Source organism: Phenylobacterium sp. (assembly GCF_035539035.1).
Classification (GTDB): Bacteria; Pseudomonadota; Alphaproteobacteria; order Caulobacterales; family Caulobacteraceae; genus Phenylobacterium.
Map to the genome: position 1 here is coordinate 15075 of NZ_DATLJI010000015.1, position 23016 is coordinate 38090.

The 23016-nt window shown below is 71.4% G+C and carries 20 protein-coding genes; 15 read left to right on the forward strand and 5 right to left on the reverse strand.

What is annotated here, in order from left to right; translation table 11 throughout:
• Positions 1 to 14: 14 nt before the first annotated feature.
• From VM685_RS12030 to lpdA, 6 genes are read left to right on the forward strand one after another with little or no spacing between them, the layout of a single operon-like run.
• Positions 15 to 236 carry a hypothetical protein gene (locus VM685_RS12030; RefSeq protein WP_325460405.1) on the forward strand — a complete coding sequence of 74 codons (222 nt, stop codon included), beginning with the start codon at positions 15 to 17 and terminating at the stop codon, positions 234 to 236.
• Positions 233 to 1663, forward strand: coding sequence for a pyruvate dehydrogenase complex E1 component subunit beta (locus tag VM685_RS12035; RefSeq protein ID WP_325460406.1), 1431 nt, complete (start codon positions 233 to 235; stop codon positions 1661 to 1663). Before VM685_RS12030 ends, VM685_RS12035 begins: the two co-directional genes overlap by 4 nt.
• Complete coding sequence (locus tag VM685_RS12040; protein WP_325460407.1) at positions 1660 to 2214, forward strand: endonuclease domain-containing protein; 555 nt, start codon at positions 1660 to 1662, stop codon at positions 2212 to 2214. Before VM685_RS12035 ends, VM685_RS12040 begins: the two co-directional genes overlap by 4 nt.
• Complete coding sequence (locus VM685_RS12045; protein ID WP_325460408.1) at positions 2207 to 2611, forward strand: GFA family protein; 405 nt, start codon at positions 2207 to 2209, stop codon at positions 2609 to 2611. Before VM685_RS12040 ends, VM685_RS12045 begins: the two co-directional genes overlap by 8 nt.
• 49 nt (positions 2612 to 2660) lie before the next feature.
• Positions 2661 to 4007 (forward strand): pyruvate dehydrogenase complex dihydrolipoamide acetyltransferase, encoded by a 1347-nt coding sequence (locus VM685_RS12050; RefSeq protein WP_325460409.1) that lies wholly within the window; start codon positions 2661 to 2663, stop codon positions 4005 to 4007.
• 10 nt (positions 4008 to 4017) lie between these two features.
• Positions 4018 to 5418 (forward strand): dihydrolipoyl dehydrogenase, encoded by a 1401-nt coding sequence (gene lpdA, locus VM685_RS12055; RefSeq protein ID WP_325460410.1) that lies wholly within the window; start codon positions 4018 to 4020, stop codon positions 5416 to 5418.
• A gap of 181 nt (positions 5419 to 5599) precedes the next feature.
• On the opposite strand, the gene VM685_RS12060 is transcribed toward lpdA, so the two are convergent.
• The 3 genes from VM685_RS12060 to VM685_RS12070 all read right to left on the reverse strand — a co-directional run bounded on the left by VM685_RS12060 (position 5600) and on the right by VM685_RS12070 (position 8793).
• Complete coding sequence (locus VM685_RS12060) at positions 5600 to 5998, reverse strand: hypothetical protein (RefSeq protein ID WP_325460411.1); 399 nt, start codon at positions 5996 to 5998, stop codon at positions 5600 to 5602.
• 59 nt (positions 5999 to 6057) lie between these two features.
• On the reverse strand, positions 6058 to 7614 hold the full coding sequence (locus tag VM685_RS12065; protein ID WP_325460412.1) for an AMP-binding protein: 1557 nt from the start codon (positions 7612 to 7614) through the stop codon (positions 6058 to 6060).
• Positions 7615 to 7896: 282 nt separating this feature from the next.
• Complete coding sequence (locus tag VM685_RS12070; protein WP_325460413.1) at positions 7897 to 8793, reverse strand: SIMPL domain-containing protein; 897 nt, start codon at positions 8791 to 8793, stop codon at positions 7897 to 7899.
• Between the two features lie 112 nt (positions 8794 to 8905).
• Here VM685_RS12070 and lipA point away from each other — a divergent pair, with 112 nt between their 5' ends.
• Positions 8906 to 9868: a lipoyl synthase gene (gene lipA, locus VM685_RS12075; protein WP_325460414.1), complete on the forward strand. Its 963-nt coding sequence runs from the start codon at positions 8906 to 8908 to the stop codon at positions 9866 to 9868.
• A gap of 5 nt (positions 9869 to 9873) precedes the next feature.
• Complete coding sequence (locus VM685_RS12080; RefSeq protein WP_325460415.1) at positions 9874 to 10380, forward strand: type II toxin-antitoxin system RatA family toxin; 507 nt, start codon at positions 9874 to 9876, stop codon at positions 10378 to 10380.
• A 208-nt stretch (positions 10381 to 10588) separates the two neighbouring features.
• Here VM685_RS12080 and VM685_RS12085 read toward each other — a convergent pair whose 3' ends face one another.
• Complete coding sequence (locus tag VM685_RS12085; RefSeq protein ID WP_325460776.1) at positions 10589 to 11080, reverse strand: CinA family protein; 492 nt, start codon at positions 11078 to 11080, stop codon at positions 10589 to 10591.
• Between the two features lie 91 nt (positions 11081 to 11171).
• On the opposite strand from VM685_RS12085, the gene VM685_RS12090 reads away from it, so the two are divergent.
• Complete coding sequence (locus VM685_RS12090) at positions 11172 to 13457, forward strand: fused MFS/spermidine synthase (RefSeq protein WP_325460416.1); 2286 nt, start codon at positions 11172 to 11174, stop codon at positions 13455 to 13457.
• Positions 13458 to 13637: 180 nt separating this feature from the next.
• Here VM685_RS12090 and VM685_RS12095 read toward each other — a convergent pair whose 3' ends face one another.
• Positions 13638 to 14783, reverse strand: coding sequence for a bifunctional 2-C-methyl-D-erythritol 4-phosphate cytidylyltransferase/2-C-methyl-D-erythritol 2,4-cyclodiphosphate synthase (locus VM685_RS12095; RefSeq protein ID WP_325460417.1), 1146 nt, complete (start codon positions 14781 to 14783; stop codon positions 13638 to 13640).
• Between the two features lie 100 nt (positions 14784 to 14883).
• On the opposite strand from VM685_RS12095, the gene dusB reads away from it, so the two are divergent.
• From dusB to VM685_RS12125, 6 genes are all read left to right on the forward strand, one after another.
• Positions 14884 to 15891 (forward strand): tRNA dihydrouridine synthase DusB, encoded by a 1008-nt coding sequence (dusB, locus tag VM685_RS12100; RefSeq protein ID WP_325460418.1) that lies wholly within the window; start codon positions 14884 to 14886, stop codon positions 15889 to 15891.
• Positions 15888 to 17009, forward strand: coding sequence for a two-component system sensor histidine kinase NtrB (locus VM685_RS12105; RefSeq protein WP_325460419.1), 1122 nt, complete (start codon positions 15888 to 15890; stop codon positions 17007 to 17009). Before dusB ends, VM685_RS12105 begins: the two co-directional genes overlap by 4 nt.
• Positions 17006 to 18427: a nitrogen regulation protein NR(I) gene (ntrC, locus tag VM685_RS12110; RefSeq protein WP_325460420.1), complete on the forward strand. Its 1422-nt coding sequence runs from the start codon at positions 17006 to 17008 to the stop codon at positions 18425 to 18427. Before VM685_RS12105 ends, ntrC begins: the two co-directional genes overlap by 4 nt.
• 86 nt (positions 18428 to 18513) lie before the next feature.
• Positions 18514 to 20733, forward strand: a complete 2220-nt coding sequence (locus tag VM685_RS12115) for a PAS domain-containing sensor histidine kinase (protein ID WP_325460421.1) — start codon at positions 18514 to 18516, stop codon at positions 20731 to 20733.
• A gap of 12 nt (positions 20734 to 20745) precedes the next feature.
• The gene (locus tag VM685_RS12120; RefSeq protein ID WP_325460422.1) at positions 20746 to 22137 is read left to right on the forward strand and encodes a sigma-54 dependent transcriptional regulator; all 1392 of its coding nucleotides are present in this window, start codon (positions 20746 to 20748) and stop codon (positions 22135 to 22137) included.
• Positions 22137 to 23000 carry a D-amino-acid transaminase gene (locus VM685_RS12125; protein WP_325460423.1) on the forward strand — a complete coding sequence of 288 codons (864 nt, stop codon included), beginning with the start codon at positions 22137 to 22139 and terminating at the stop codon, positions 22998 to 23000. Before VM685_RS12120 ends, VM685_RS12125 begins: the two co-directional genes overlap by 1 nt.
• The last annotated feature ends 16 nt before the right edge of the window (positions 23001 to 23016 follow it).

Below are 23016 nucleotides of genomic sequence, written 5' to 3' on the forward strand. Positions count from 1 at the left end.
ACCTACCCGGTTGGGTGGCCGACGCGCTCGACGAGCTCGGCGGTTCTGCCCCGGTAGTCGAGGTGGCTAAGACGATCTGGAAGAAGCACGAGGGTGATCTCCGTGCCTCCGGCAATCTCTTCTACACTTGGCAATACGACATGCGTTGGGCGGCCCAGCAGCTCCAGATGGATGGACGGCTCCTGAAAGGTGAGCCGAAGCATGGGCACTGGTCGCTCGTAGGAGCTTCAAAATGACCGACGTACTCATGCCGGCCCTGTCGCCGACCATGGAAGAGGGCACGCTGGCCAAGTGGCACGTGAAGGTGGGCGACACGGTCCGGTCCGGCGACGTGATCGCCGAGATCGAGACCGACAAGGCCACCATGGAGGTGGAGGCCGTCGACGAGGGCGTGATCGAGGCCATCCTGGTGCCGGAAGGCTCCGAGGAGGTGAAGGTCAACACCCCGATCGCGCGCCTGGCGGGCGAGGGCGGGGCCGCGAGCCCCGCGCCGGCCGCCCAGCCGGCGCCCCAGCCGTCGACGGCTGACACCGGTGGCGGCAAGGGCGAGGGCGAGGCTTCGGCCGGCGACCCCGAGAAGAAGCCCCCGGAAGCGGCGAAGCCGAAGCCCGAGGGCGAGGGCCCCGCGGCCGTGACGCCGGCCCAGCCGCTGGCCGACCCGGAGATCCCGGCCGGGGTGAACCTGGTGAAGACCACGGTCCGCGACGCCCTGCGCGACGCCATGGCCGAGGAGATGCGCCGCGATCCGGACGTCTTCCTGATGGGCGAGGAGGTGGCGCAGTACCAGGGCGCCTACAAGGTGTCCCGCGACCTGCTGCAGGAGTTCGGCGACCGGCGGGTGATCGACACCCCGATCACCGAGTACGGCTTCACCGGCGTCGGCGTCGGCGCGGCGATGGCGGGCCTGAAGCCGATCGTCGAGTTCATGACCTTCAACTTCGCGATGCAGGCCATTGACCACATTGTGAATTCGGCCGCGAAGACCCTCTATATGTCGGGCGGCCAGCTGCGCACCTCGGTCGTGTTCCGCGGCCCGAACGGCGCGGCGGCCCGCGTGGCGGCCCAGCACAGCCAGGACTATGCGGCCTGGTACGGCCACGTGCCCGGCCTGAAGGTGATCGCGCCCTATGACGCGGCCGACGCCAAGGGTCTGCTGAAGGCCGCCATCCGCGACCCGAACCCCGTGGTCTTCCTTGAGCACGAGATGCTCTACGGCCAGGAGTTCGACGTGCCGGAGGGGATCGACTGGGTCGTGCCGATCGGCAAGGCCAAGGTCCGCCGGGAAGGCGATGGCGTCACCATCGTGGCCTACAGCCGCATGGTCGGCCTGGCCCTGAAGGCCGCCGAGGAGCTCGCCGCCGACGGCATCGAGGCCGAGGTGGTGGACCTGCGCACCATCCGGCCGATGGACATCGGCACGGTCGTGGAGAGCGTCAAGAAGACCAACCGGCTGGTGACGGTCGAGGAGGGCTGGGGCCCGATGGGCATCGGCGCCGAGGTCTGCGCCCGGGTGCTGGAGGAGGCGTTCGACTACCTCGACGCCCCGCCGGCCCGGGTCTGCCAGGAAGACGTGCCGCTGCCCTACGCCGCCAACCTCGAAGCCCTGTCGCTGCCCTCGGTCGACCGGATCGTGAAGGCGGCCAAGGCCGTGAGCTACAGGTGAGGGATTCCTACGAGCGCGATCGGCTGCCCGAGGGCGCGACGGCTCGCGCGCGTGGTATGCGCCGCCGGATGAATGGCGCGGAGCAGCGGCTCTGGGGCGAGCTTCGGAAGCTGGACGTGAACTTCCGGCGGCAGGCTCCCATCGGACGCTACTTCGCGGACTTCCCCGCCCACGGCCGCAAGCTGGTGATCGAGGTGGACGGCGGCGTCCACGAGCGGATCGCGGACGTCGCGGCGCGGGATGCGGAGCGCCAGCGGTGGCTGGAAGGCGAAGGCTATCGGGTGCTGCGCTTCAGCGACCGCCAGGTCTACGACGACGTGCACACCGTGATCGACGCCATCCGCGAAGCCCTCCTCCTCGATGGAGGAGGGTTGGGTGGTGGTGTGGCCGCTGAGGTGAAGCTTGCAGTTCCGGTCGGCGCCGGCGCCCAACAGAGCCTGGAACGTCCCCTCACTGCGCACACCACCATCCCCGGCCCTTCCTCCATCGAGGAGGAAGGGAGGGCGTTTCTTGCGGCGCCGACGGTGGAGACAGGAGGGGCGCATGTCTGACGCCTTCCAGTGGCGCGCCGGAGGCTGCCATTGCGGCGGGGTGCGGTTCGAGGTGCTGCTGGCCGAGACGGTCGAGGCGCAGACCTGCAACTGCTCCATGTGCGCCAAGACGGGCTTCGTGCACATCATCGTGCCGGAGAGCCGGTTCCGCATCACCCGGGGCGCCGAACGGCTGGCCGAGTACAGCTTCAACACGCGCGTGGCGAAGCACCTGTTCTGCGCCGAGTGCGGGGTGAAGGGCTTCTACCGGCCCAGGTCCAATCCGGACGGCTGGAGCGTCAACGCCCGCTGCCTGGACAGCCTGGAGGGGGTGAGCCTCGACCTCACCGCCTTCGACGGCCGCAACTGGGAAGCCAACGCCCACGAGCTTTCGCACCTGTCGAAGGAGCCGGCATGACCCCGCGCGCCGCCCTCGTCCACGCCCAGACCAAAGCCTGAGAGAGCGCATGCCGATCGACGTCCTCATGCCCGCCCTGTCGCCCACCATGGAGGAGGGCACGCTCGCCAAGTGGCACGTGAAGAAGGGCGACACGGTGCGCTCGGGCGACGTGATCGCCGAGATCGAGACCGACAAGGCCACCATGGAGGTGGAGGCCGTCGACGAGGGCGTGGTCGAGGACATCCTGGTGCCCGAGGGCTCCGAGGGGGTGAAGGTCAACACGCCGATCGCCCGGCTGGCCGGCGAGGGCGAGGCCGCCGCGCCGGCCCCCGCCGAGGCGCCCAAGGCCGCCGCTGCTCCGGCGCCCGACGCGGAGACCGACGCCGCACGAGGGTCGCGCGAACAGAAGACCGATCCCGTCCAGAAGGGCGCGCCCGCCGCCGCCCCGCCGGCCGCGCCCGAGCCGCAGAAGGCCGCGCCCTTCCAGGCGCCGCGCGGCCCGCGGGTGTTCGCCTCGCCGCTGGCGCGGCGGATCGCCGAGCAGAAGGGCGTGGACCTTTCGGCCCTGCAGGGCTCGGGACCGCACGGGCGGATCGTCAAGGCCGACGTGGAGAAGGCCCAGCCCGGCCAGGCCCGCGCGCCGGCCGCCGCCCCGCAGGCCCAGCCCGCCGCCCGCGCCGAGCCGCGCCAGGTTCAGAGCCTGGAGCAGATGGGCATCGCGCCCGGCAGCTACGACCTCATTCCGCTCGACGGCATGCGCAAGACCGTGGCGCGGCGGATGACCGACAGCTTCCGCGACGTGCCGCACTTCCCGCTGACCGTCGACCTGGAGATCGACGGCCTGCTGGCGGCGCGCTCGAAGATCAACGGCCTCCTGGAGAAGGAAGGCGTGAAGGTCAGCGTCAACGACCTGGTGATCAAGGCGGCCGCCATCGCCCTGAAGCGCGTGCCGGAGGCCAACGCCTCCTACACGCCGGAAGGCATCGCCATGCACCACCACGCCGACATCGCCATGGCGGTGGCGGTGCCGGGCGGGCTGATCACCCCGATCATCCGCCAGGCGGAGCTGAAGGGGCTGGCGCAGATCGCCACCGAGGCCAAGGACCTGGCCGAGCGGGCGCGGACCAAGAAGCTGAAGCCCGAGGAGTTCCAGGGCGGCACCTTCTCGGTCTCGAACCTCGGCATGTTCGGGATCAAGTCGTTCGCCTCGATCCTCAACGAGCCGCAGGGCTGCATCCTGTCGGTCGGCGCGGGCGAGAAGCGGCCCGTGGTGCGCGGCGACCAGCTCGCCGTGGCGACGGTGATGACCGTCACCCTCACCTGCGACCACCGGGTGGTCGACGGGGCCGTGGGCGCGCGCTGGCTGGCGGCGTTCCGGGCCCTGATCGAAGACCCGATCACGATGATCGTCTGAGGACCCGGGCATGGATTTCGACGTCGTCATCATCGGGTCCGGGCCGGGCGGCTATGTGACCGCCATCCGCGCCTCGCAGCTGGGCCTGAAGACCGCCATCGTGGAGCGCGAGCTGCTGGGCGGCGTCTGCCTCAACTGGGGCTGCATCCCGACCAAGGCGCTGCTGAAGTCGGGCGAGGTCTACGAGACCCTCGACCACCTGGCCGACTACGGCCTGTCGGTGGAGAAGCGCGGCTTCGACTTCGACAAGGTGGTGCAGCGCTCGCGCAAGGTGGCCGCGCAGCTGAATTCCGGCGTCGCCTTCCTGATGAAGAAGCACAAGATCGAGGTGATCGAGGGGACGGCGAAGCTCGAGAAGGGCGCGCCTGCGCCGAAGGTGGTGGTGGCGCTGAAGGCCGGCGGCTCGCGCACGGTGCAGGCCAAGCACGTGATCCTGGCGACCGGCGCGCGGGCCCGCACGATCCCGGCGATCGGCCTCGAGCCGGACGGCGAGCGGGTGTGGACCTACCGCGAGGCCCTGGTCCCGAAGGCGGCCCCGAAGAGCCTGGTGGTGATCGGCTCGGGCGCCATCGGCATCGAGTTCGCGAGCTTCTTCCGCGCGCTGGGCTCGGAGGTGACCGTCGTCGAAGCCCTGCCGCGCATCCTGCCGGTCGAGGACGAGGAGGTCTCCAAGGCCGCGCACAAGGCGTTCGAGAAGCGCGGCATCAGGTTCCGCGTCGGCGCGAGCGTGAAGCGGCTGAACAAGTCCAAGACCGGCGTCTCGGTGGAGATCGAGACCGGCGGCAAGGCCGAGACCCTGGCCGGCGACGTGGCCATCGTGGCGGTGGGCATCGTCGGCAATGTCGAGGACCTGGGCCTGGAGGCCCTGGGCGTGAAGGTCGACCGCACCCATGTGGTGACGGACGAGCATGGAGCCACGGGCGTGCCGGGGCTCTACGCCATCGGCGACGTGGCCGGGCCGCCCTGGCTGGCCCACAAGGCGAGCCACGAGGGCGTGCACTGCATCGAGCACATCGCCGGCCTGAAGCCCACGAACCTGAAGTCGCCGATCCCCGGCTGCACCTATTCCAACCCGCAGGTGGCCTCGGTCGGGCTGACGGAGGCGCAGGCCAAGGAGCAGGGGATCGAGGTGAAGGTCGGCCGCTTCCCGTTCAAGGTGAACGGCAAGGCGATCGCCTCGGGCGAGGTCGAGGGCTTCGTGAAGACGGTGTTCGACGGCAAGACCGGGGCGCTGATCGGGGCGCACATGATCGGCGCCGAGGTCACCGAGATGATCCAGGGCTATGTGCTGGCCATGACGCTGGAGGCCACCGAGGCCGAGCTGCACGCCACCGTCTACCCGCACCCGACCATGAGCGAGGCCATGCACGAGGCGTCGCTGGACGCCTTCGGCCAGGTGCTGCACATCTGAGTTCACGGACCCGGCGCCGCGGGGTGAGCGCCCCTTCCTCCTCGACAGAGGAAGGGTAGGGATGGTGGTGATCGCTCGGAGGTGGGACGGGGGCGCTAGTGGGCGCAGGCGCCGACCCGCGCCATCTGCCTCGGCCCAGCAAACACACCACCACCCAACCCTCCTCCATCGAGGAGGAGGGCTAACGCTGGGCCGGCTTCGGCCGGGTGAGCCAGCCGCAGACGAAGGCGGCGACGGCGCCGATCACACCCAGCGGCGCCGGCCCCAAGACCCATAGATCCGGAGGAGGCGGAGTCTCGCCGGGCGGGCTAAGCACGAACCCCAATGCCGTGGACGTGGCCAGCCCCACGCTGGTCACGGTCACGAGGTAGTTCACCGGCCGTTCGAACTCGCTCCGGGCGACGGCGGCGATGAGGGCGGTAAGCCCGGCCGGCGCGGCGCCGAAGCCCGTGCCGGCCAGCGCAAACAGACCGAACGCGCCCATAAGCCCACCAAGCGAGGGCTCGTCGAACTCGGCCAGTCTCCCGCCCATGGCCGCCGAGATGATCGTGGCGGCGGCGACCATGGCGCCCCCGATCAACCCTCCGAGGATCACGAAGAGCGGGACGAACGCGACAGCGCGAAGTGCAGTGCGAAGAATCACGCCGCGCGGCGGATCTCGGCGTCGACGATGCGCTGCAGGGCGACGTAGTCGGTCTTGCCGGTGCCCAGTACGGGGATCTCCGGCACGCGGATGATCTTGCGCGGGACGGCGATCTCGGGCGCGCCGATCGACTGGGCGTGGGCCAGCAGCGGCGCGGGCTCGGCGTCGCGCTTGTCGGTGACCAGCACCAGGCGCTCGCCCTTCTTCGGATCGGGCAGGGCGACGACGGCGTGGCGGCACTCGGGCCAGACGGCCGACGCCAGGTCCTCGGCGGCGGTGAGCGAGACCATCTCGCCGCCGACCTTGGCGAAGCGCTTCACCCGGCCGAGGATCTTCACCCACTGGTCGTCGGAGATGGAGACCACATCGCCGGTGTCGTGCCAGCCGCCGTGCGGGGGCTCGACGCCGCCGCCGGGGGTCAGGTAGCCGGCCATGACGTTGGGCCCGCGGACGTAGAGCTTGCCGCCTCCGGGGATGCCCTCCACCGGCTCCAGCTTGACCTCGATGCCGGGCAACAGGCCGCCGACCGTGCCGCGGCGGTTGTCGTCGGGCTTGTTCACCGCGATCACCGGCGAGGCCTCGGTGGCGCCGTAGCCTTCCAGCAGCGGGATCGGGCCGAACCGCTCGGCGATCAGGTTGTGGGTCTCCTCGCGCACCTTCTCGGCGCCGCAGACCACGAACTTAAGGCCGGAGAGCTCGCCCGGCTCGGCGGCGCGGGCGTACTGGTTCACGAAGGTGTCGGTGGCCAGCAGCACCGCGGCGTTCGAATCCTTCACCAGCGGCGGGATCTGCTTGGTGTGCAGCGGCGAGGGGTACTCGAAGGCCTTCATGCCGGTGAGCAGGGGCAGCAGCACCCCGCCGGTCAGGCCGAAGACGTGGAAGATCGGCAGCGGGTTGAAGAACACCCAGTCCGGGTCGAGGTCGATGTGGGCGGCGATCTGGCGGACGTTGGCGACCAGGTTCGCCTGGGTCAGCACCACGCCGCGCGGGGCGCCGAAACTGCCGGAGGTGAACAGGATGACGCCCGGGTCCTGCGGACTGGTCGGGGCGCGGAAGCGCTTCGGGAAGGCCCCGGCGGCGGCGGCGAACAGCTTGTCGGGCAGGCCGATCGTCTCGCGCACGTCCTCGAGGTAGGTGACCGCCGTCATCGCCTCCAGCGCGTCGATCAGGTCGTGCAGCTTGCCCTGCTCCACGAAGCGGTGGGAGGTGAGCACGCGCTTGACGCCGGCCAGCTCGCAGGCGGCGCGCAGGTTCCGGATGCCGGACGTGAAGTTCAGCATGGTCGGCGTGCGGCCGAAGGCGTGCAGGGCGAAGAAGGTGACCACGCCGCCGGCGCTGGCCGGCAGCATGACGCCCACCCGCTCGCCCGGCGCCGTCATGGCGGCGATCTTGCGGCCGAGCGCGAAGGCGGCGCGGATCAGGTCACGGTAGGCGAGGGGATTGCGCTCCTGGTCCTCCAGGATCGGCTTCTTCACCCCGTATTTGTGGCTGGCGTCGACCAGGGCGTCGAAGAGGGACGTGTCGACCTGGTTCAAGTCCAAGGTACGCGACAAGGGCGTACGCCTCCCGGCTGTTCTCGTTGGCGGGCAACCTATAGCCGGGGTTCACGTCTGAAAAGGTCGGTAACAGTGCGTGAGCCATGGGGCGAACCGCCGGTGGACCCGCCAGCAAGGTTCGCGCCCCTTCCTCCTCGATGGAGGAAGGGTAGGGATGGTGGTGAGTGCAGGGCGGTGGGGGTGAGGCAAGGTCGGCCGAGCCCAACGGAGCCACCTGCGTCCGCTCAGCGGCGACACCACCACCCAACCCTCCTCCATCGAGGAGGAGGGCTGAAGGATCTAGCCCAGGCTGTAGACCACGCAGGCGCTCGCCTCGAGCCGCTGGAGAGGCGGCTGCAGCGGAAGCTGGATCGCGCCGGGATCGAGCCCGACCTCCTGCGCCCGCCGCTGGGCGGTGACCACGATCTCTTCCAGCCCCGGCGCCGCCGGCGGCGGGGGAGGCGGCGGCGGCGGCGGGGGCGGCACGCGGTAGGCCGCGCGATCGCCGCCGTAGGAACGGCCTGCCCCGGCCACCAGCAAGTCGGTCTCGCAGGCCCGGCCGGTGGGGTCGATCAGGCGGACCGCGCCGAGCCGCGTCCCGGCGGCCTCCACCGCCAGCAGGCCGCGGCGACGGGCGTCCTCGACGGCGAGCCTGAACATCTGGGTGCGGGTCTCGTTCTCGGGCTCGAGGCGGAAGCGGACCGGCTGGGTGGAGGTGGGCCTGGCGGCCATCAGCGTCGCGTAGACCCGCTCGGCCAGCCGCACGTCGCGGATCTCCACCGAGACGTTGGCGATCACCTGATAGCGCTCGACCTTGTCGGCGCGCTGGTTCTCGTTCACCTCGCCCTGGCGGTCACGGTACTGGTCGTAGAGCGGCTGGATGCGGAAGCTGGTCTCGATGCGCACCTTGTCGGCGCCGTAGGCGGCCAGCGCCTGGCCGAGCGCGCGGACCTTGTCGGCCGCCGCCTTCTGGGCGGAGGCGGCGTCGCGCTCGATGGCGTCGTAGGTCGCCGACGCGCTGGCCCGGTTGGCCTGGACCTCGGTCCAGACATGGCCGGTGGAGGCGATGATCGGCCTGTCCATCCACCAGGGGGCCGGGTCGTGGGGCTGGGTGGAGGCGGTCTGGCCGAGCGCCGGGGCGGCGACGGCGGACATCAGAAGAGCGGCGGCGAAGGCGCGCATGCGGGCTCCAGTCATGGTCACGTCCCCCGGCCACGTTAGGAGGCCCCGGGGCGGCTGTCTGGCGCCATGAAGCCACAGTGGGCGATCCAAGCTTGATCCCGAGGCCCTGACGGCCGATCTAGGGCCCATGGCCGTGGTCATCGACACCCTGGGCGACAAGCGCCCGCGTCACCCCGAGAAGCAGAACCGCCCGGACACGCCGATCCTGCGAAAGCCGGAATGGCTGCGGGTGCGGGCGCCGGGCTCGTCCGAGTATAACGCCACCCGCGAGATCGTGAAGGGCCACGGGCTCTCCACCGTCTGCGAGGAGGCCGCCTGCCCGAACATCGGGGAGTGCTGGTCGAAGAACCACGCCACCATGATGATCATGGGCGAAATCTGCACGCGGGCCTGCGCCTTCTGCAACGTGGCCACCGGCAAGCCCAATCCGCTGGACCCGACGGAGCCCGCCCGGGTGGGCGACGCGGTGGCCAAGATGGGGCTGGCCCACGTGGTCATCACCTCGGTGGACCGCGACGACCTGGCCGACGGCGGGGCGGCGCACTTCGCCGCCGTCGTGCGGGCGATCCGCGCGGCCTCGCCCACGACGACCATCGAGATCCTGACGCCGGACTTCCTGCGCAAGCCGGTCAGCGCGGCGGAGCTGGTGATCGACGCCAGGCCCGACGTCTTCAACCACAACCTGGAGACCGTGCCGCGGCTCTACCTGACGATCCGCCCGGGCGCGCGCTACTACCACTCGCTGCGCCTGCTGGAGCGGGTGAAGGAGCGGGACCCGACCCAATTCACCAAGTCGGGCGTTATGGTGGGCCTGGGGGAGACGAAGGAGGAGGTCATGCAGGTCATGGACGACATGCGCTCGGCCGGCGTCGACTTCATCACCATCGGCCAGTACCTGCAGCCGACGCGCAAGCACGCGGCCATCGACCGCTTCGTGCACCCGGACGAGTTCCGCGCGCTGGAGGAGATCGCCCGGGCCAAGGGCTTCCTGATGGTCTCGTCGAGCCCGCTGACGCGCTCGTCCCACCACGCCGGCGAGGACTTCGCCCGCCTGCAGGCGGCGAGGCGCGCCCGGGAAGCGGCGGCGTAAGCGCCTTGCGGCACCACGTCTCCAAGCTCCTGCCCTACACGCCCGACCAGCTGTTCGAGCTGGTGGGCCAGGTGCAGCACTACCCGGACTTCGTGCCCTGGGTGACGGCGCTGCGCACCTGGAACCAGCGCCAGCTCAGCGAAGGGGTCGATGCGGTGGACGCCGAGGCCAAGGTCGGCTTCTCGTTCCTGAAGGAGCGCTTCGCCACCCGGGTGCGGCGGGATTCCCGCAACCGGCAGATCGACACCAGCCTGATTTCCGGCCCGTTCCGGAAGCTGGAGAACCGCTGGCGGTTCCTCGACGCCGGCCACGGCTGCACGCGCGTGGAGTTCGACATCGACTTCCAGTTCAAGTCGCGGCTGCTGGAGACCCTGCTGACGGCGAACTTCAGCCACGCCGTGGACCGGCTGATGGGCTGTTTCGAAGCGAGGGCGAAGAGCCTGTACGGCGAGGCTGCGGACATGTCCGCGTCCGTGGGTGAGAGCCCGGCGTCCGACAGCGTCAGGGCCTGAGACCCGCCCGAAGAAGACGAACCACGGAATACACGGAAGACACGGACGGGCCGGCGCTGAGCCAGCCAGACCGGCATGGCCTGTCGGGATGAGTCGCCCGCCTGCGGCGGGCCATCACATTCAACCGCAGGGGACCGATCCGCCTTCCGTGTGGTCCGTGTATTCCGTGGTTCCTCGAACCGGAGGCCACGAGCCCTATACAGGTGGATCAGGTCATCCGGTCGCGGAGCGCCTGGAGGGCGGCCTGGACGGCGGCGAGCTGGATGCCTTCGCGGGTCTCCTCCTCGAAGAGCTCCTGGCGGTGCATCAGGCCGTGGTTGGTGCGGGCGGTGGCGATATGGACGGTGCCCACCGGCTTCATCGGCGTGCCGCCGCCGGGACCGGCGACGCCGGTGATCGCCACGGCCAGGTGGGCGTTGGACGCTTCCAGGGCGCCCTCGGCCATCATCCGGGCCACCGGCTCGGAGACCGCGCCCAGGTCGGCGATCAGGTCGCCGGGGACGCCCAGCAGCTCCTGCTTGGCGCGGTTGGAATAGGTGATGAAGCCGCGTTCCAGCACGTCGGAGGCGCCGGGGATCGAGCAGATGGCGCCGGCCACCAGCCCGCCCGTGCAGCTCTCGGCCGTGACGATGCGGAGCGACCGCTCCCGGGCCTCGTCGATGAGCAGGCGAGCCAGGGTGACGATCTCAAGCGGGAACACGGCGGCTGACCTCACGTAAATTGAGCTAGGCGACGGCGGAGCCAGACCACAACATCCGAGCCGCGTCACCGATTCAAGGTTCAAAGCGCCCATGACCACGATCGCGGCCGAGAAGGCCGGTATCCGGCCGCCGCCGGCGCTGTTCGCCGTCACCGTCTTCTCCAGCGCGGCCCTGGTCTTCCTGGTGCAGCCCATGGTGGCCAAGCTGGTCCTGCCGCTGCTCGGCGGAAGCCCCTCGGTGTGGAACACCAGCATGGCCTTCTTCCAGCTCGCCCTGCTGGCCGGCTACGGCTACGCCCACCTGCTGCAGAAGATCCATTCGGTGGGCCGCCAGGCGATGGTGCACGGGGCGGCCCTGCTGGTCGCCGCCCTGGCCCTGCCGCTGAGGGTCAACGAGCTGGTGGGCGCCCCCTCGTCGGAGCATCCGAACCTGTGGCTGATCGGGGTGCTGGCGCTCTCCATCGGCGCGCCCTTCGCCGTGCTGTCGGCCACCGCGCCGCTGGTGCAGGCCTGGCACGCCCGCACGGTGGGGGCCGAGGAGGGGAAGGAGCCCTACGTCCTCTATGCGGCGAGCAACCTGGGCAGCCTGCTCGCCCTGCTGGCCTATCCGGCGCTGGTGGAGCCCACCACGACGGTGCTGGGCCAGCGGATCGGCTGGAGCCTGGGTTACGCCGCCTTCGTCCTGCTGATGGCGGCGCTGGCCGTCGTGGTGGCCCGGGCCCGCGACCAGGTCCCGCACGTGGCCGAGGTGCGCAAGAGCGCGCCGGTGCCCTGGCGCGACCGGCTGACCTGGGTGGCGCTGGCGGCGATCCCGTCCAGCCTGATGCTGGGCGTGACCACCCACATCACCACGGACGTGGCCTCGGCGCCCTTCCTGTGGGTGATCCCGCTCGCCCTCTACCTCACGACCTTCATCATCGCCTTCCAGGCGAAGCCGACGATCCCGCCGGACCTGACGCTGGTGCTGCAGGCCGCGGCGCTGGCCGGCTGCGCGGCGCTGCTGCCGTTCAAGTCCACCAACCTGCTGATCCAGCTCTTCGTGCACCTGGCGGCCTTCTTCCTGACCGCGCTGATGTGCCACCAGCGGCTGGTGGCGCGGCGGCCCGACCCGGCGCACCTGACGGAGTTCTACCTCTGGCTCTCGGTGGGCGGGGTGGTCGGCGGGGCCTTCAACGCCTTCCTGGCGCCGGTGATCTTCAGCAATGTCTGGGAGTATCCGGCGGTCCTGGCGCTGGCGGCGCTGGCCCGGCCCTGGGGGCCCTCCAGGATCGAGACCTGGAGCTGGGCCATGCTGATCCTGGGCGTGGTGGCCGCGGCCGTCACCCCGGTGCTGATGACCTTCTCGTCGTCCCTCGACACCAAGTCGCTGGTCGGCGACTTCAGCCAGTCCGATTTCTTCGAGCTCGGCGTGCGGGCGCTGCTGTGCGCGGCGGTGATCGCGGCCTTCCTGGTGCGCAAGCACGCGCTGTTCATGTTCGCCATCGTGGTGGTGATCTCGTTCGGGGCCAACGCCACGGCCGACCGGGTGAACACCACCGAAAGCTGGCGGAGCTTCTTCGGGGTCCTGCGGCTCTCCAAGGCCGACGTCCCGGCCCGCGGCGGGGAGATCCGCATGCTGGCCCACGGGACCACCCTGCACGGGGCCCAGGCGACGCACCCCTACTGGGCCTGCCAGCCGATGGTCTACTACACGGTGGGCACGCCGATCGGTCAGGTCTTCCTGCGCCAGCAGGAGGCGCGGCCGCAGGGGACGCGGATCGGGGCGGTGGGACTGGGGACCGGATCGGTCGCGGCCTATGTCCGGCCCGGCGACCACCTGACCTTCTTCGAGATCGACCCGCTGGTGATCCGCGTGTCGCACAATCCGGAGAATTTCACCTACACCAGCCGCTGCGCCCGGGGCCCCGTCGACTTCGTGGTCGGCGACGCGCGGCTGACGCTGGCCCAGCAGCCCGACGAGAGCTTCGACATCCTGCTGATCGACGCCTTCTCGTCCGACGCGGTGCCGGCCCACCTGCTGACCGTCGAGGCGGTGCGCGGCTATCTGGCCAAGCTGAAGCCGGACGGGGTGCTGATCCTCCACCTGTCCAACCGCAACCTCGACCTGCTGGGCCCGGCCCAGGCGGTGGCCAAGGCGGCGGGCGGCCACGGCTTCCTGCAGATGCGGCGGGTGATCGGGGACGGCGCCTTCTGGGAGGCCGACGAGGACGCCATCGTCATCGGCCGCACGCCGCAGGCGGTGGCCGCCTACGGCCGCGACGAGCGCTGGCTGCCGCTGGACCCCACCAAGGCGCGCCCCTGGACCGACGACTACACCAACCTGCCGGGCGCGCTGTGGCGGAAGCTGCGCGAGCGGCACGCGTGGCTGCCGGGGTAGGGCGGCTCGCGCCCCTTCCTCCTCGATGGAGGAAGGGTAGGGATGGTGGTGATCGCAGGGAGCTGAGGTGAAGGGCGCTGGTTGGCTTCGCGCCCACAAGCGCCATCGGCGTCGGCTCGGCGGCCACACCACCACCCAACCCTCCTCCATCGAGGAGGAGGGCTTTGACGCTGGCGCCGCCTAGAGCGGGGTCTCCACGGAGACGATGGCCTGGGCCATGAGGCCTTCCTCGCGGCCGGTGAAGCCCATGCCCTCGGTCGTGGTGGCCTTCACGCTGACCCGGTCGACCGGGAGGCGCAGGAGCTCGGCGATGCGCTGGCGCATGGCGTCGCGGTGCGGGCCGATCTTCGGCCGCTCGCAGATCAGGGTCACGTCGGCGTTGAGGATCCGGGCGCCCTTGGCCGTGGCGAGCTTCACCGCGTGGGTCAGGAACTGGTCGGAGGAGGCGCCCTTCCAGCGCGGGTCGCTCGGCGGGAAGTGGGCCCCGATGTCGCCCTCGGCGATCGCGCCCAGGACGGCGTCGGTGAGCGCGTGCAGGCCGCAGTCGGCGTCGGAGTGGCCGACCAGGCCCAGGTCGTGCTCGATGCGGATGCCGCAGAGCCAGACCACGTCGCCAGGGCCGAAGCGGTGGGCGTCGATCCCCTGGCCCATGCGGATCAGCCGGCGCGAGGCGGCGAGCTGTTCGGCCATCAGGAAGTCGGCCGGCCAGGTCAGCTTCATCAGCATCGGGTCGCCGGGGATCATGGCGACGGAACCGCCGGCCCGCTCGACCACGGCGGCGTCGTCGGTGGGCTCCTCGCCGGTGGGCCAGCGGCGGTAGGCGGCCTTCAGCCGGCCGAACCGGAAGGCCTGGGGCGTCTGGGCCCGCCAGAGCCCCTCGCGGGACACCGTCTCGTCGACCAGGCCCTCGCCGCGCTTCAGGGTGTCGGGGACGGGCAGGGCGGGCACCGCGCCGTCGGCCAGGTCCAGGGCGGCCAGCAGCCGGTCCACGTGATCGCGGGTGACGAAGGGCCGGGCGGCGTCGTGGACCAGGATCGGCTGGTTGCGGCCGGCGGTGATGGCCGCGAGCCCCGCCTGGACCGAATCGGCGCGGGTCCGGCCGCCGGTGACGGCGCGCCAGCCCTCCAGACCCTCCAGGGCCTCGTCCACCTGGGTGAGGCGGTCGCGGGCGACCACGACCACGACCTCGCGGGCGCCGGCCGAGAGCAGGCCCTCCACCGACCAGCGGATCACCGGGCGCGAGCCCAGCATGCGCCAGGCCTTGGGCTCTCCGGGGCCCGCCCTCAGACCCGCCCCCGCCGCCACCACGACCGCCGAAAAACTCATGCGGACCTCTTTAGGGCGCAGGCGGAACTTGTCCAGTTCAGCGGGGCTTTACGGCGCCGCACAATTTGCCTAAAAAGAAGTCGGTGGGGATGAGTAAAAAATGGGCAACACGCTCAAGCTTGGCAGCGTAGAGGTCGGGGGCCGCGCCTGGATCGCGCCCATGACCGGGGTGTCCGACCTGCCGTTCCGCAGGGCCGCCAGCCGGCTGGGCGCGGCCTATGTGGCGACCGAGATGGTCGCCTGCGCCGAATTCTCCAAGGGTCGCCCGGACGTGGTGCGCCGCGCCGCGGTGGGCGAGGGCCTGCCGCTGATGGTGGTCCAGCTGGTCGGCCGCGAGCCGGAGCACATCGCGCAGGGCGCACGGCTGGCGGTGCGGGCCGGGGCGCAGATCGTCGACCTGAACTTCGGCTGCCCGGCCAAGGAGGTCACCGGCGTGCTGTCGGGCTCGGCCCTGATGCGCGAGCCGGACCTGGCCTGCGAGCTGATGGCCGCCGCGGTGGAGGCGGTGGACGTCCCCGTCACGGTGAAGATGCGCCTGGGCTGGGACGACAACTCGAAGAACGCGCCGGACCTGGCCGCCCGGGCCGAGGCCCTGGGCGTGGCGGCGGTGACCGTGCATGCCCGCACCCGCTGCCAGTTCTACAAGGGCGATGCCCGCTGGGCGGAGGTGGCGCCGGTGAAGGCGGCTGTCTCGGTGCCGGTGATCGTCAACGGCGACATCGTCGACGGCGACAGCGCCCGCAGCGCGCTGGAGGCGTCGGGCGCCGACGCGGTGATGGTCGGCCGGGCCGTCTACGGCCGGCCGTGGATCGCGGCCCAGATCGAGGCGGCGCTGGACGGGCGCGCCTACCAGGAGCCGGACGTGGAGGAACGGCTGGCGATCGCGCTCGGCCACTTCCGCGACAGCCTTGAGTTCTACGGCGAGCGCCTGGGCCTGCGGATCTTCCGCAAGCACCTGGCCGGCTACATCGAAAGCGCCCCCTGGCCCGCGTCCGCGCAGGCCAGGCGAGAAGCGCGCGCGGCGCTCTGCCGCCTGGAGGACGCGCCTGAAGTCGAGCGGGGGCTGACCGCCCTCTGGCGCACTCCAGACCGCAGGCTGGCGGCATGACCGGACAGATCCGAACCCAGACACCCGGACCCGACATCGGGATCCTGAAGGCCGCGGCCTTCGATCTCAGTCCCGATCCCTCGATGGTGGTGGATTCCGAAGGCGCCCTGGTGGCCGTCAACGAGGCCGCCGAGGCCCTGTTCGGCCAGGGGCTGGGGCTGCTGGCCCGCGGCCGTTTCCGGGCGGCCCTGCCGCCGGGCTCGGCGCTGGTGTCGCTGCTCAACCGCGCGCTCGAGGAGGACGCCCGGGTCCGTGAGCGGGGGGTGCAGATCAACCTCTTCGGCCTGCCGCCGTTCGAGGCGGACGGGGCGGCCGCGCCGCTGGGCGACGGCTCGGTGCTGCTGACCCTGTCGGTGAAGGCCGGGCTGGGCGTCGAGCGCGGGGTGGGGCCGGAAGCCGCCGGCCTACGCTCGGTCGTGGGACTGGGCCGGATGCTGGCGCACGAGATCAAGAACCCGCTGGCCGGGATCCGCGGCGCGGCCCAGCTGCTGAAGTCCGGCGCCAAGGCCGAGGACGCGCCGCTGGCCCAGCTGATCGTCGACGAGACCGACCGGGTGCGGCGGCTGGTGGAGCGGATGGAGGCCTTCTCCGACGACCACCTGCCCAGCCTGACGCCGATCAACATCCACCAGATCCTCGACCGGGTCCGCGCCCTGGCCGCCAACGGCGTGGCCGACGGCCTGACGCTGCGCGAGCAGTACGACCCCTCGCTGCCGCCGGTGCTGGGCGACGAGGACCAGCTGATCCAGATCTTCCTGAACCTGGTGAAGAACGCCGCCGAGGCCGCGCATTCGCGGGGCGACGGGCGCGGCGAGCTCTCGATCACCACGGCCTTCCGCCACGGCGTGCGCGTGCGCGCCACCAAGGGCCAGCCGCCGCGGGGCGCGCCGCTCGAGGTGCGCATCGTCGACAACGGGCCCGGCGTGCCGGCGCACCTGCGCGAGCACCTGTTCCAGCCCTTCGTCACCTCCAAGGTCAACGGCGCGGGCCTCGGCCTGGCGCTGGTGGCCAAGCTGGTCGCCGGCCACGGCGGCCTGATCGACTTCGAATCCGAGCCCGGACGGACGGTCTTCCGGGTCCTGCTTCCCATCGCGACCGAAGAGGACGTCTCGGCATGAACACGACCGCCAAGAAGATCCTGATCGCCGACGACGACTCCTCGATCCGGCTCGTCCTGTCGCAGGCCTTCACGCGCCTGGGCTATCAGGTGCGGGCCACGGGCAACGCCACGACCCTGCTGAAGTGGGTGTCGGACGGCGAGGGGGACCTGGTCGTCACCGACGTTGTGATGCCCGACGAGAACGTCTTCGACGTCCTGCCGCGCATCCGCAAGGAGCGGCCGAAGCTGCCGGTCATCGTGATGAGCGCGCAGAACAACCTGATCACCGCGGTGAACGCGGCCGAGGTGGGCGCCTTCGACTATGTGCCCAAGCCCTTCGACCTGGACGACATGACCTCGGCGGCGCGCCGGGCGCTGGCGAAGCCGGCGGACGCCGAGGCGTCCAAGGCCCAGGCCCGGGCCGTGCGGGACGACCGCCTGCCGCTGATCGGCCGCTCCGGGCCCATGCAGGACGTCTACCGGACGATCGCCCGGCTGGTGGGGGCGGACCTCACGGTCCTGATCCTCGGCGAGAGCGGCACCGGCAAGGAGCTGGTCGCCCGCGCCCTGCACGACATGGGCCGCAGGCGCGACGGCAAGTTCGTGGTCATCAACCTGGCCGCCGTGCCGCGCGAGCGGGTCGAGACCGAGCTGTTCGGCAAGGAGGACGGCGACTACGGCAAGCTCGTGGAGGCCGACGGCGGCACCCTGTTCCTCGACGAGATCGGCGACATGCCGCTGGACGCCCAGACGCGGCTTCTGCGGGTCATCGACGGCTCGGAGCCGGCGCTGAACCCGAAGACCGGGCGCAGGCCGAACGTGCGGATCATCGCGGCCACCAACCGCGACCTGCGGGCCCTGATCCAGCAAGGGCTGTTCCGGGAGGACCTGTTCTTCCGGCTCAACGTGGCGCCCGTGCGCCTGCCGCCGCTGCGCGACCGGGCCGACGACATCCCGGACCTGGCGCGGGCCTTCCTGCTGCGGGCCAACCGCGAGGGCCTGCCGGCCAAGACCATCGACGCCGGCGCCCTGGAGCGGCTGAAGCTGCACGCCTGGCCCGGCAACGTGCGGGAGCTGGAGAACCTGGTGCGGCGGATCTGCGCCCTCTACGCCGAGGACCTGATCACCGCCCGCATCGTCGAGCGCGAGCTCGCCGACCAGCAGCCGGTCGTGGAAGGGCAGGAGGGGCCGGCGACGCTCGCCCAGCTCGTGGAGCGCAAGCTCGCCACCTATTTCGCCGACCAGCCGGACGGCCTGCCGCCGGCCGGGCTCTACGACCGGGTGCTGGAAGAGGTGGAGCGGCCGCTGATCCAGCTGACGCTGGCGGCGACGCGCGGCAACCAGGTGCGGGCGGCGGAGGTGCTGGGCCTCAACCGCAACACCCTGCGCAAGAAGATCCAGGACCTGGGCGTGGAGATGAGCCGCGGCCGGCGGTAGCGGACGGGGTCCACTGCGCCTCACGCTGACGCTTCTGCGCAACAACGCTGTTGAGTTTGGAGCACAGTTCCTTAGGCTCCCCGGCGATGGCGTTGCTGGCCGACCACATCCGAGATAGCGAGACCGCCGCCCGCGTCTGGCGGACGCTGAACTCCCGGGCGGTGCTGGGCGCCGGCTACGCGGTAGCCGCGACGCTCACCGGGGTGGCCATCCTGCTGGCCGCCTCACCGCCGGAGACGGGGCCGCTGGCGCCGGCCAGCCAGCTGGTGCTGACGGTCCTCTCGCTCAACCTGATCCTGATCCTGGCGCTGACCACGGTCGTCGCCCTGCGCTTCACCGCCCTGCTGAACGCCCGCGAGAGCGACGCGGGCGCCCGGCTGCACCTGCGATTCGTCACCCTGTTCGCGCTGGCGGCCGTGGCGCCGGCCGTGGTCGTGGCCCTGTTCTACGGCGTGCTGGTCAGCCGCGGGGTGGACAACTGGCTGGGCCAGCGGGTGCAGACCGTGGTGGAGAACTCCGCCACCGTGGCCCGGTCCTATGTGGAGGACCAGAAGCGCTACATCGGCGACCACGTGGGGCTGATGGGCGCGGACCTCAACCGCGCCGCGCCCGGGCTCGAAGAGAGCCCGGTGGCGTTCAGCCACTACCTGTCCGAACAGGCGGCCTACCACGCCTTCCCCGCCGCCTACCTGATCGACCGGGAGGGCCGGGTGCTGGCCCGCGCGGAGACGGCGGATGCGCCGGCGTTCCTGATCCCGCCCGAATCGAGCTTCCGCGCCGCCGACGAGGGCGACATCTCGGTGCCGGCCTTCGATTCGCCCGACCTGATGCGCGCGGTCTACCGGCTCACCGCCTACGACGACGCCTATCTCTACATCGCCCACCCGGTGGAGAAGGGGATCATCAACCACCTGCTGGAGGCCGAGGCCTCGCTGGTTTCCTACCGGGAGGCGGCGCAGAACCGCGAGCGGATCCAGACCATCTTCGCGCTCTCCTACGCCGAGACGGCGCTGCTGGTGCTGGTGGGCGCGGTGTGGCTGGGGCTGGGCGCCGCGAACGCCATCTCGGCGCCGGTCGGTCGCCTGGTGCAGGCCGCGGGCCGGGTCGCCGGCGGCGACCTGAGCGCCCGGGTGGACGCCGACGAAGACCCTGAGGAGATCGCGGTCTTGTCCCGCGCTTTCAACAGCATGACGCACGATCTTCAAGTGCAGCAGGAGGCCCTGCGCCGGGCTGGCCGCGAGGCGGAGCGGCGACGCCAGTTCATCGAGACGGTGCTGGCCGAGGTGAGCGCCGGGGTCATCGGCCTGGACGCCAAGGGCCGGATCTCGGCGGCCAACCGCCAGGCGGCCCTGCTGCTCGACCTGCCCGGCGACCACGGCCGCGGCCGCAAGCTCGCCGACGTGGCGCCGGAGATCGCCGCCGTGGTGGAGACCGCCGGCCGCGGCGGCGCCGAGGAGGAGGTGGATGTGGTCCGCGGCCGCGAGACGCGCCGGCTGCGGGTGCGCGCCAGCCACAGCGACGACGGGCCGGTGCTGACCTTCGACGACATCACCCGGCTGGTGACCGCCCAGCGCAACGCCGCCTGGCGCGACGTCGCCCGCCGCATCGCCCACGAGATCAAGAACCCGCTGACCCCGATCCAGCTGTCGGCCGAGCGCCTGCGCAAGAAGTACCGCAAGGACATCGCCGAGGCGGAGCTGGAGACCTTCGACCGCTGCACCGACACCATCGTGCGCCAGGTGGAGGACATCGGCCGGATGGTCGACGAGTTCTCCGCCTTCGCGCGGATGCCGGCGCCGAAGTTCGCCGAGCAGGACGCCGCCGAGCTGGTCCGGGCGGCGGTGTTCGCCCAGCGGGTGGCGAGCCCCGACCTGGAGGTGGTGCTCGAGGAGCCGGCGCCGGAGGTGGTGGTGCTGGCCGACGGCCGGATGCTGGCCCAGGCACTGACCAATGTGCTCAAGAACGCCGCCGAGGCGGTCACCGCCCGCAAGGCGCGTTCGCCGCGGCTGAGGGGGCGGATCAGCGCGCGCCTGGTGTCCGACGAGAGCGGCGTCGCCTTCGAGGTGGAGGACAACGGGGTCGGCCTGCCGGCCAAGGACCGCGACCGCCTCACCGAACCCTATGTGACGACCCGCGAGAAGGGCACCGGCCTCGGCCTCGCGATCGTGAAGCGAATCCTGGAAGACCATGGCGGCGAGCTGGAGCTCACCGACGCCCGCAGCGGGCAGGGGGCGCTGGCCATCCTGCGCCTGCCCGTGGGCGCGCGGGTGCGGGCCAAGCCCGCCGCCGAGGCCGTCACGGCATGAGGACCTAAGCGTATGGCGTCAGACGTACTTGTGGTCGACGACGAGGCCGACATCCGCGACCTCGTGGCGGGGATCCTCACCGACGAGGGCTACGCCGTGCGCACGGCCAACGACTCGGAGTCCGCCCTGGCGGCGGTCCGGGCGCGCAAGCCGGCCCTGCTGATCCTCGACATCTGGATGTCGGGCGGCGGCATGGACGGGCTGGAGCTGCTCGACATGGTCAAGGCGCTGGACCCCGACCTGCCCGTGGTGATGATCTCCGGCCACGGCAACATCGAGACCGCGGTCAGCGCCATCAAGCGCGGCGCCTACGACTTCCTGGAGAAGCCCTTCAAGTCCGACCGGCTGCTGCTGGTCATCGAACGCGCGCTCGAGGCGGCCAACCTGCGCCGGGAGAACCGCCGCCTGCGGGCCCAGGCGATCACGCCGGAGGGCCTGATCGGCCGCTCGGTGGCCGCCCAGCAGCTGCGCCAGATGATCGGCAAGCTGGCCGGCGCCAACAGCCGGGTGCTGATCTCCGGCCCGCCGGGCTCCGGCAAGGAGACGGTGGCGCGGCTGATCCATGCGGCGAGCCCGCGCACCCGCAACGAGTTCGTGGCGATCAGCGCCGCGGGCATGACGCCCGAGCGGATGGACGTGGAGCTGTTCGGGGAAGAGGGCGCGAACGGCCGGCCGGCCAAGATCGGGGTCTTCGAGCGGGCGCACTCCGGCACCCTCTACCTCGACGAGGTGGCGGACATGCCCCGGGAGACCCAGAGCCGGATCCTGCGGGTGCTGGTGGAGCAGCGGTTCCGCCGGGTGGGCGGCGATTCCGACGTGCAGGTGGACGTGCGCGTGGTCTCCTCCACCTCGCGGGACCTGCGCGAGGAGATCGCCGCGGGCCGCTTCCGCGAGGACCTGTTCCACAGGCTGAACGTGGTGCCGGTGAACGTGCCGGGTCTCTCGGAGCGGCGCGAGGACATCCCCGAACTGGTGGAGTTCTTCATCCAGCGCATCTGCGAGGCCACCGGCATGCCGAGGCGCAAGCTGGCGGACGACGCGCTCGCCACCCTGCAGGTGCGCGCCTGGCCGGGGAACCTGCGCCAGCTGCGCAACAATGTGGAGCGGATGCTGATCCTGGCCTCCGGCTCGCCCACCGAGCCGATCACCGCCGACATGCTGCCGGCCGAGGCGACGGTGAACGACAGCCCGTCCTCAATCGGCGCGGAGCGGATCATCGCCCTGCCGCTGCGCGAGGCCCGCGAGGTGTTCGAGCGGGAGTACCTGAACGCGCAGATGCTGCGGTTCTCGGGCAACATCTCCAGGACCGCCGCCTTCATCGGCATGGAGCGCTCGGCCCTGCACCGGAAGCTGAAGTCGCTGGGCCTTTCCGGAGGCCGGCAGCTCGAGGAAGAGGCGATCTGATGGGGCGCATCGCCTATGTGAACGGGCGCTTCGTCCCGCATGGCGAAGCCGTGGTCCACATCGAGGACCGGGGCTACCAGCTGGCCGACGCGGTCTACGAGGTCTGGGCGCTGTTCGACGGCAAGCTGGCCGACGCCGAGGGCCACTTCGCGCGCCTGGAGCGCAGCCTTTCGGAGCTTTCCATCCCCGAGCCGATGAGCCGGCGGGCGCTGACCATCGTGCTGAAGGAGGCGGTGCGCCGCAACCGGGTGCGCGACGGGCTCGTCTACCTGCAGGTCAGCCGGGGCGTGGCGCCGCGCGACCACGCCTTCCCGGCCGGACAGGTGCGCCCGGCCGTGGTGATCACGGTGAAGGCCGTCGACCGCGCCGCCGCCGAGGCCCGCGCGGCTAAGGGCGTGAGCGTGGTGACCACGCCGGAGAACCGCTGGGGCCGCTGCGACATCAAGACGGTGGGCCTGCTGCCCAATGCGCTGGCCAAGCAGAAGGCGCGCGAGGCCGGGGCGGCGGAGGCCTGGTTCGTGGACGAGCTGGGCTTCGTCACCGAAGGCGCCTCGTCCAACGCCTGGATCGTCGACGGGGAGGGGCGGCTGCGCACCCGCGACACCAACGCCAACATCCTGCGCGGCGTCACCCGGCTGACCCTGCTGGACGTGATCCGCGAGGAGGGCCTGCAGGTGGACGAGCGGCCGTTCACGCCCGACGAGGCGGTGGCGGCCAAGGAGGCCTTCATCACCGGCGCGGGCACGCTGGTGCTGCCGGTCGTGTCGGTCGACGGCAGGAAGGTCGGCGACGGCGTCCCGGGCCCGGTGGCGACGCGGCTTCGCCGGCTCTACATCGCGCGGGCCAAGGCCACGGCCATCTAGCGCGCCCGCGCGGCGA

Excerpts from the sequence above, each read along its gene's own strand:
- VM685_RS12035 (WP_325460406.1), top strand. The coding sequence starts at position 233 with ATGACCGACGTACTCATGCCGGCCCTGTCGCCGACCATGGAAGAGGGC.
- VM685_RS12045 (WP_325460408.1), top strand. The coding sequence starts at position 2,207 with ATGTCTGACGCCTTCCAGTGGCGCGCCGGAGGCTGCCATTGCGGCGGG.
- VM685_RS12050 (WP_325460409.1), top strand. The coding sequence starts at position 2,661 with ATGCCGATCGACGTCCTCATGCCCGCCCTGTCGCCCACCATGGAGGAG.
- lpdA (WP_325460410.1), top strand. The coding sequence starts at position 4,018 with ATGGATTTCGACGTCGTCATCATCGGGTCCGGGCCGGGCGGCTATGTG.
- VM685_RS12070 (WP_325460413.1), bottom strand. The coding sequence starts at position 8,793 with ATGACTGGAGCCCGCATGCGCGCCTTCGCCGCCGCTCTTCTGATGTCC.
- lipA (WP_325460414.1), top strand. The coding sequence starts at position 8,906 with ATGGCCGTGGTCATCGACACCCTGGGCGACAAGCGCCCGCGTCACCCC.
- VM685_RS12090 (WP_325460416.1), top strand. The coding sequence starts at position 11,172 with ATGACCACGATCGCGGCCGAGAAGGCCGGTATCCGGCCGCCGCCGGCG.
- VM685_RS12095 (WP_325460417.1), bottom strand. The coding sequence starts at position 14,783 with ATGAGTTTTTCGGCGGTCGTGGTGGCGGCGGGGGCGGGTCTGAGGGCG.
- dusB (WP_325460418.1), top strand. The coding sequence starts at position 14,884 with ATGGGCAACACGCTCAAGCTTGGCAGCGTAGAGGTCGGGGGCCGCGCC.
- VM685_RS12105 (WP_325460419.1), top strand. The coding sequence starts at position 15,888 with ATGACCGGACAGATCCGAACCCAGACACCCGGACCCGACATCGGGATC.
- ntrC (WP_325460420.1), top strand. The coding sequence starts at position 17,006 with ATGAACACGACCGCCAAGAAGATCCTGATCGCCGACGACGACTCCTCG.
- VM685_RS12115 (WP_325460421.1), top strand. The coding sequence starts at position 18,514 with ATGGCGTTGCTGGCCGACCACATCCGAGATAGCGAGACCGCCGCCCGC.
- VM685_RS12120 (WP_325460422.1), top strand. The coding sequence starts at position 20,746 with ATGGCGTCAGACGTACTTGTGGTCGACGACGAGGCCGACATCCGCGAC.
- VM685_RS12125 (WP_325460423.1), top strand. The coding sequence starts at position 22,137 with ATGGGGCGCATCGCCTATGTGAACGGGCGCTTCGTCCCGCATGGCGAA.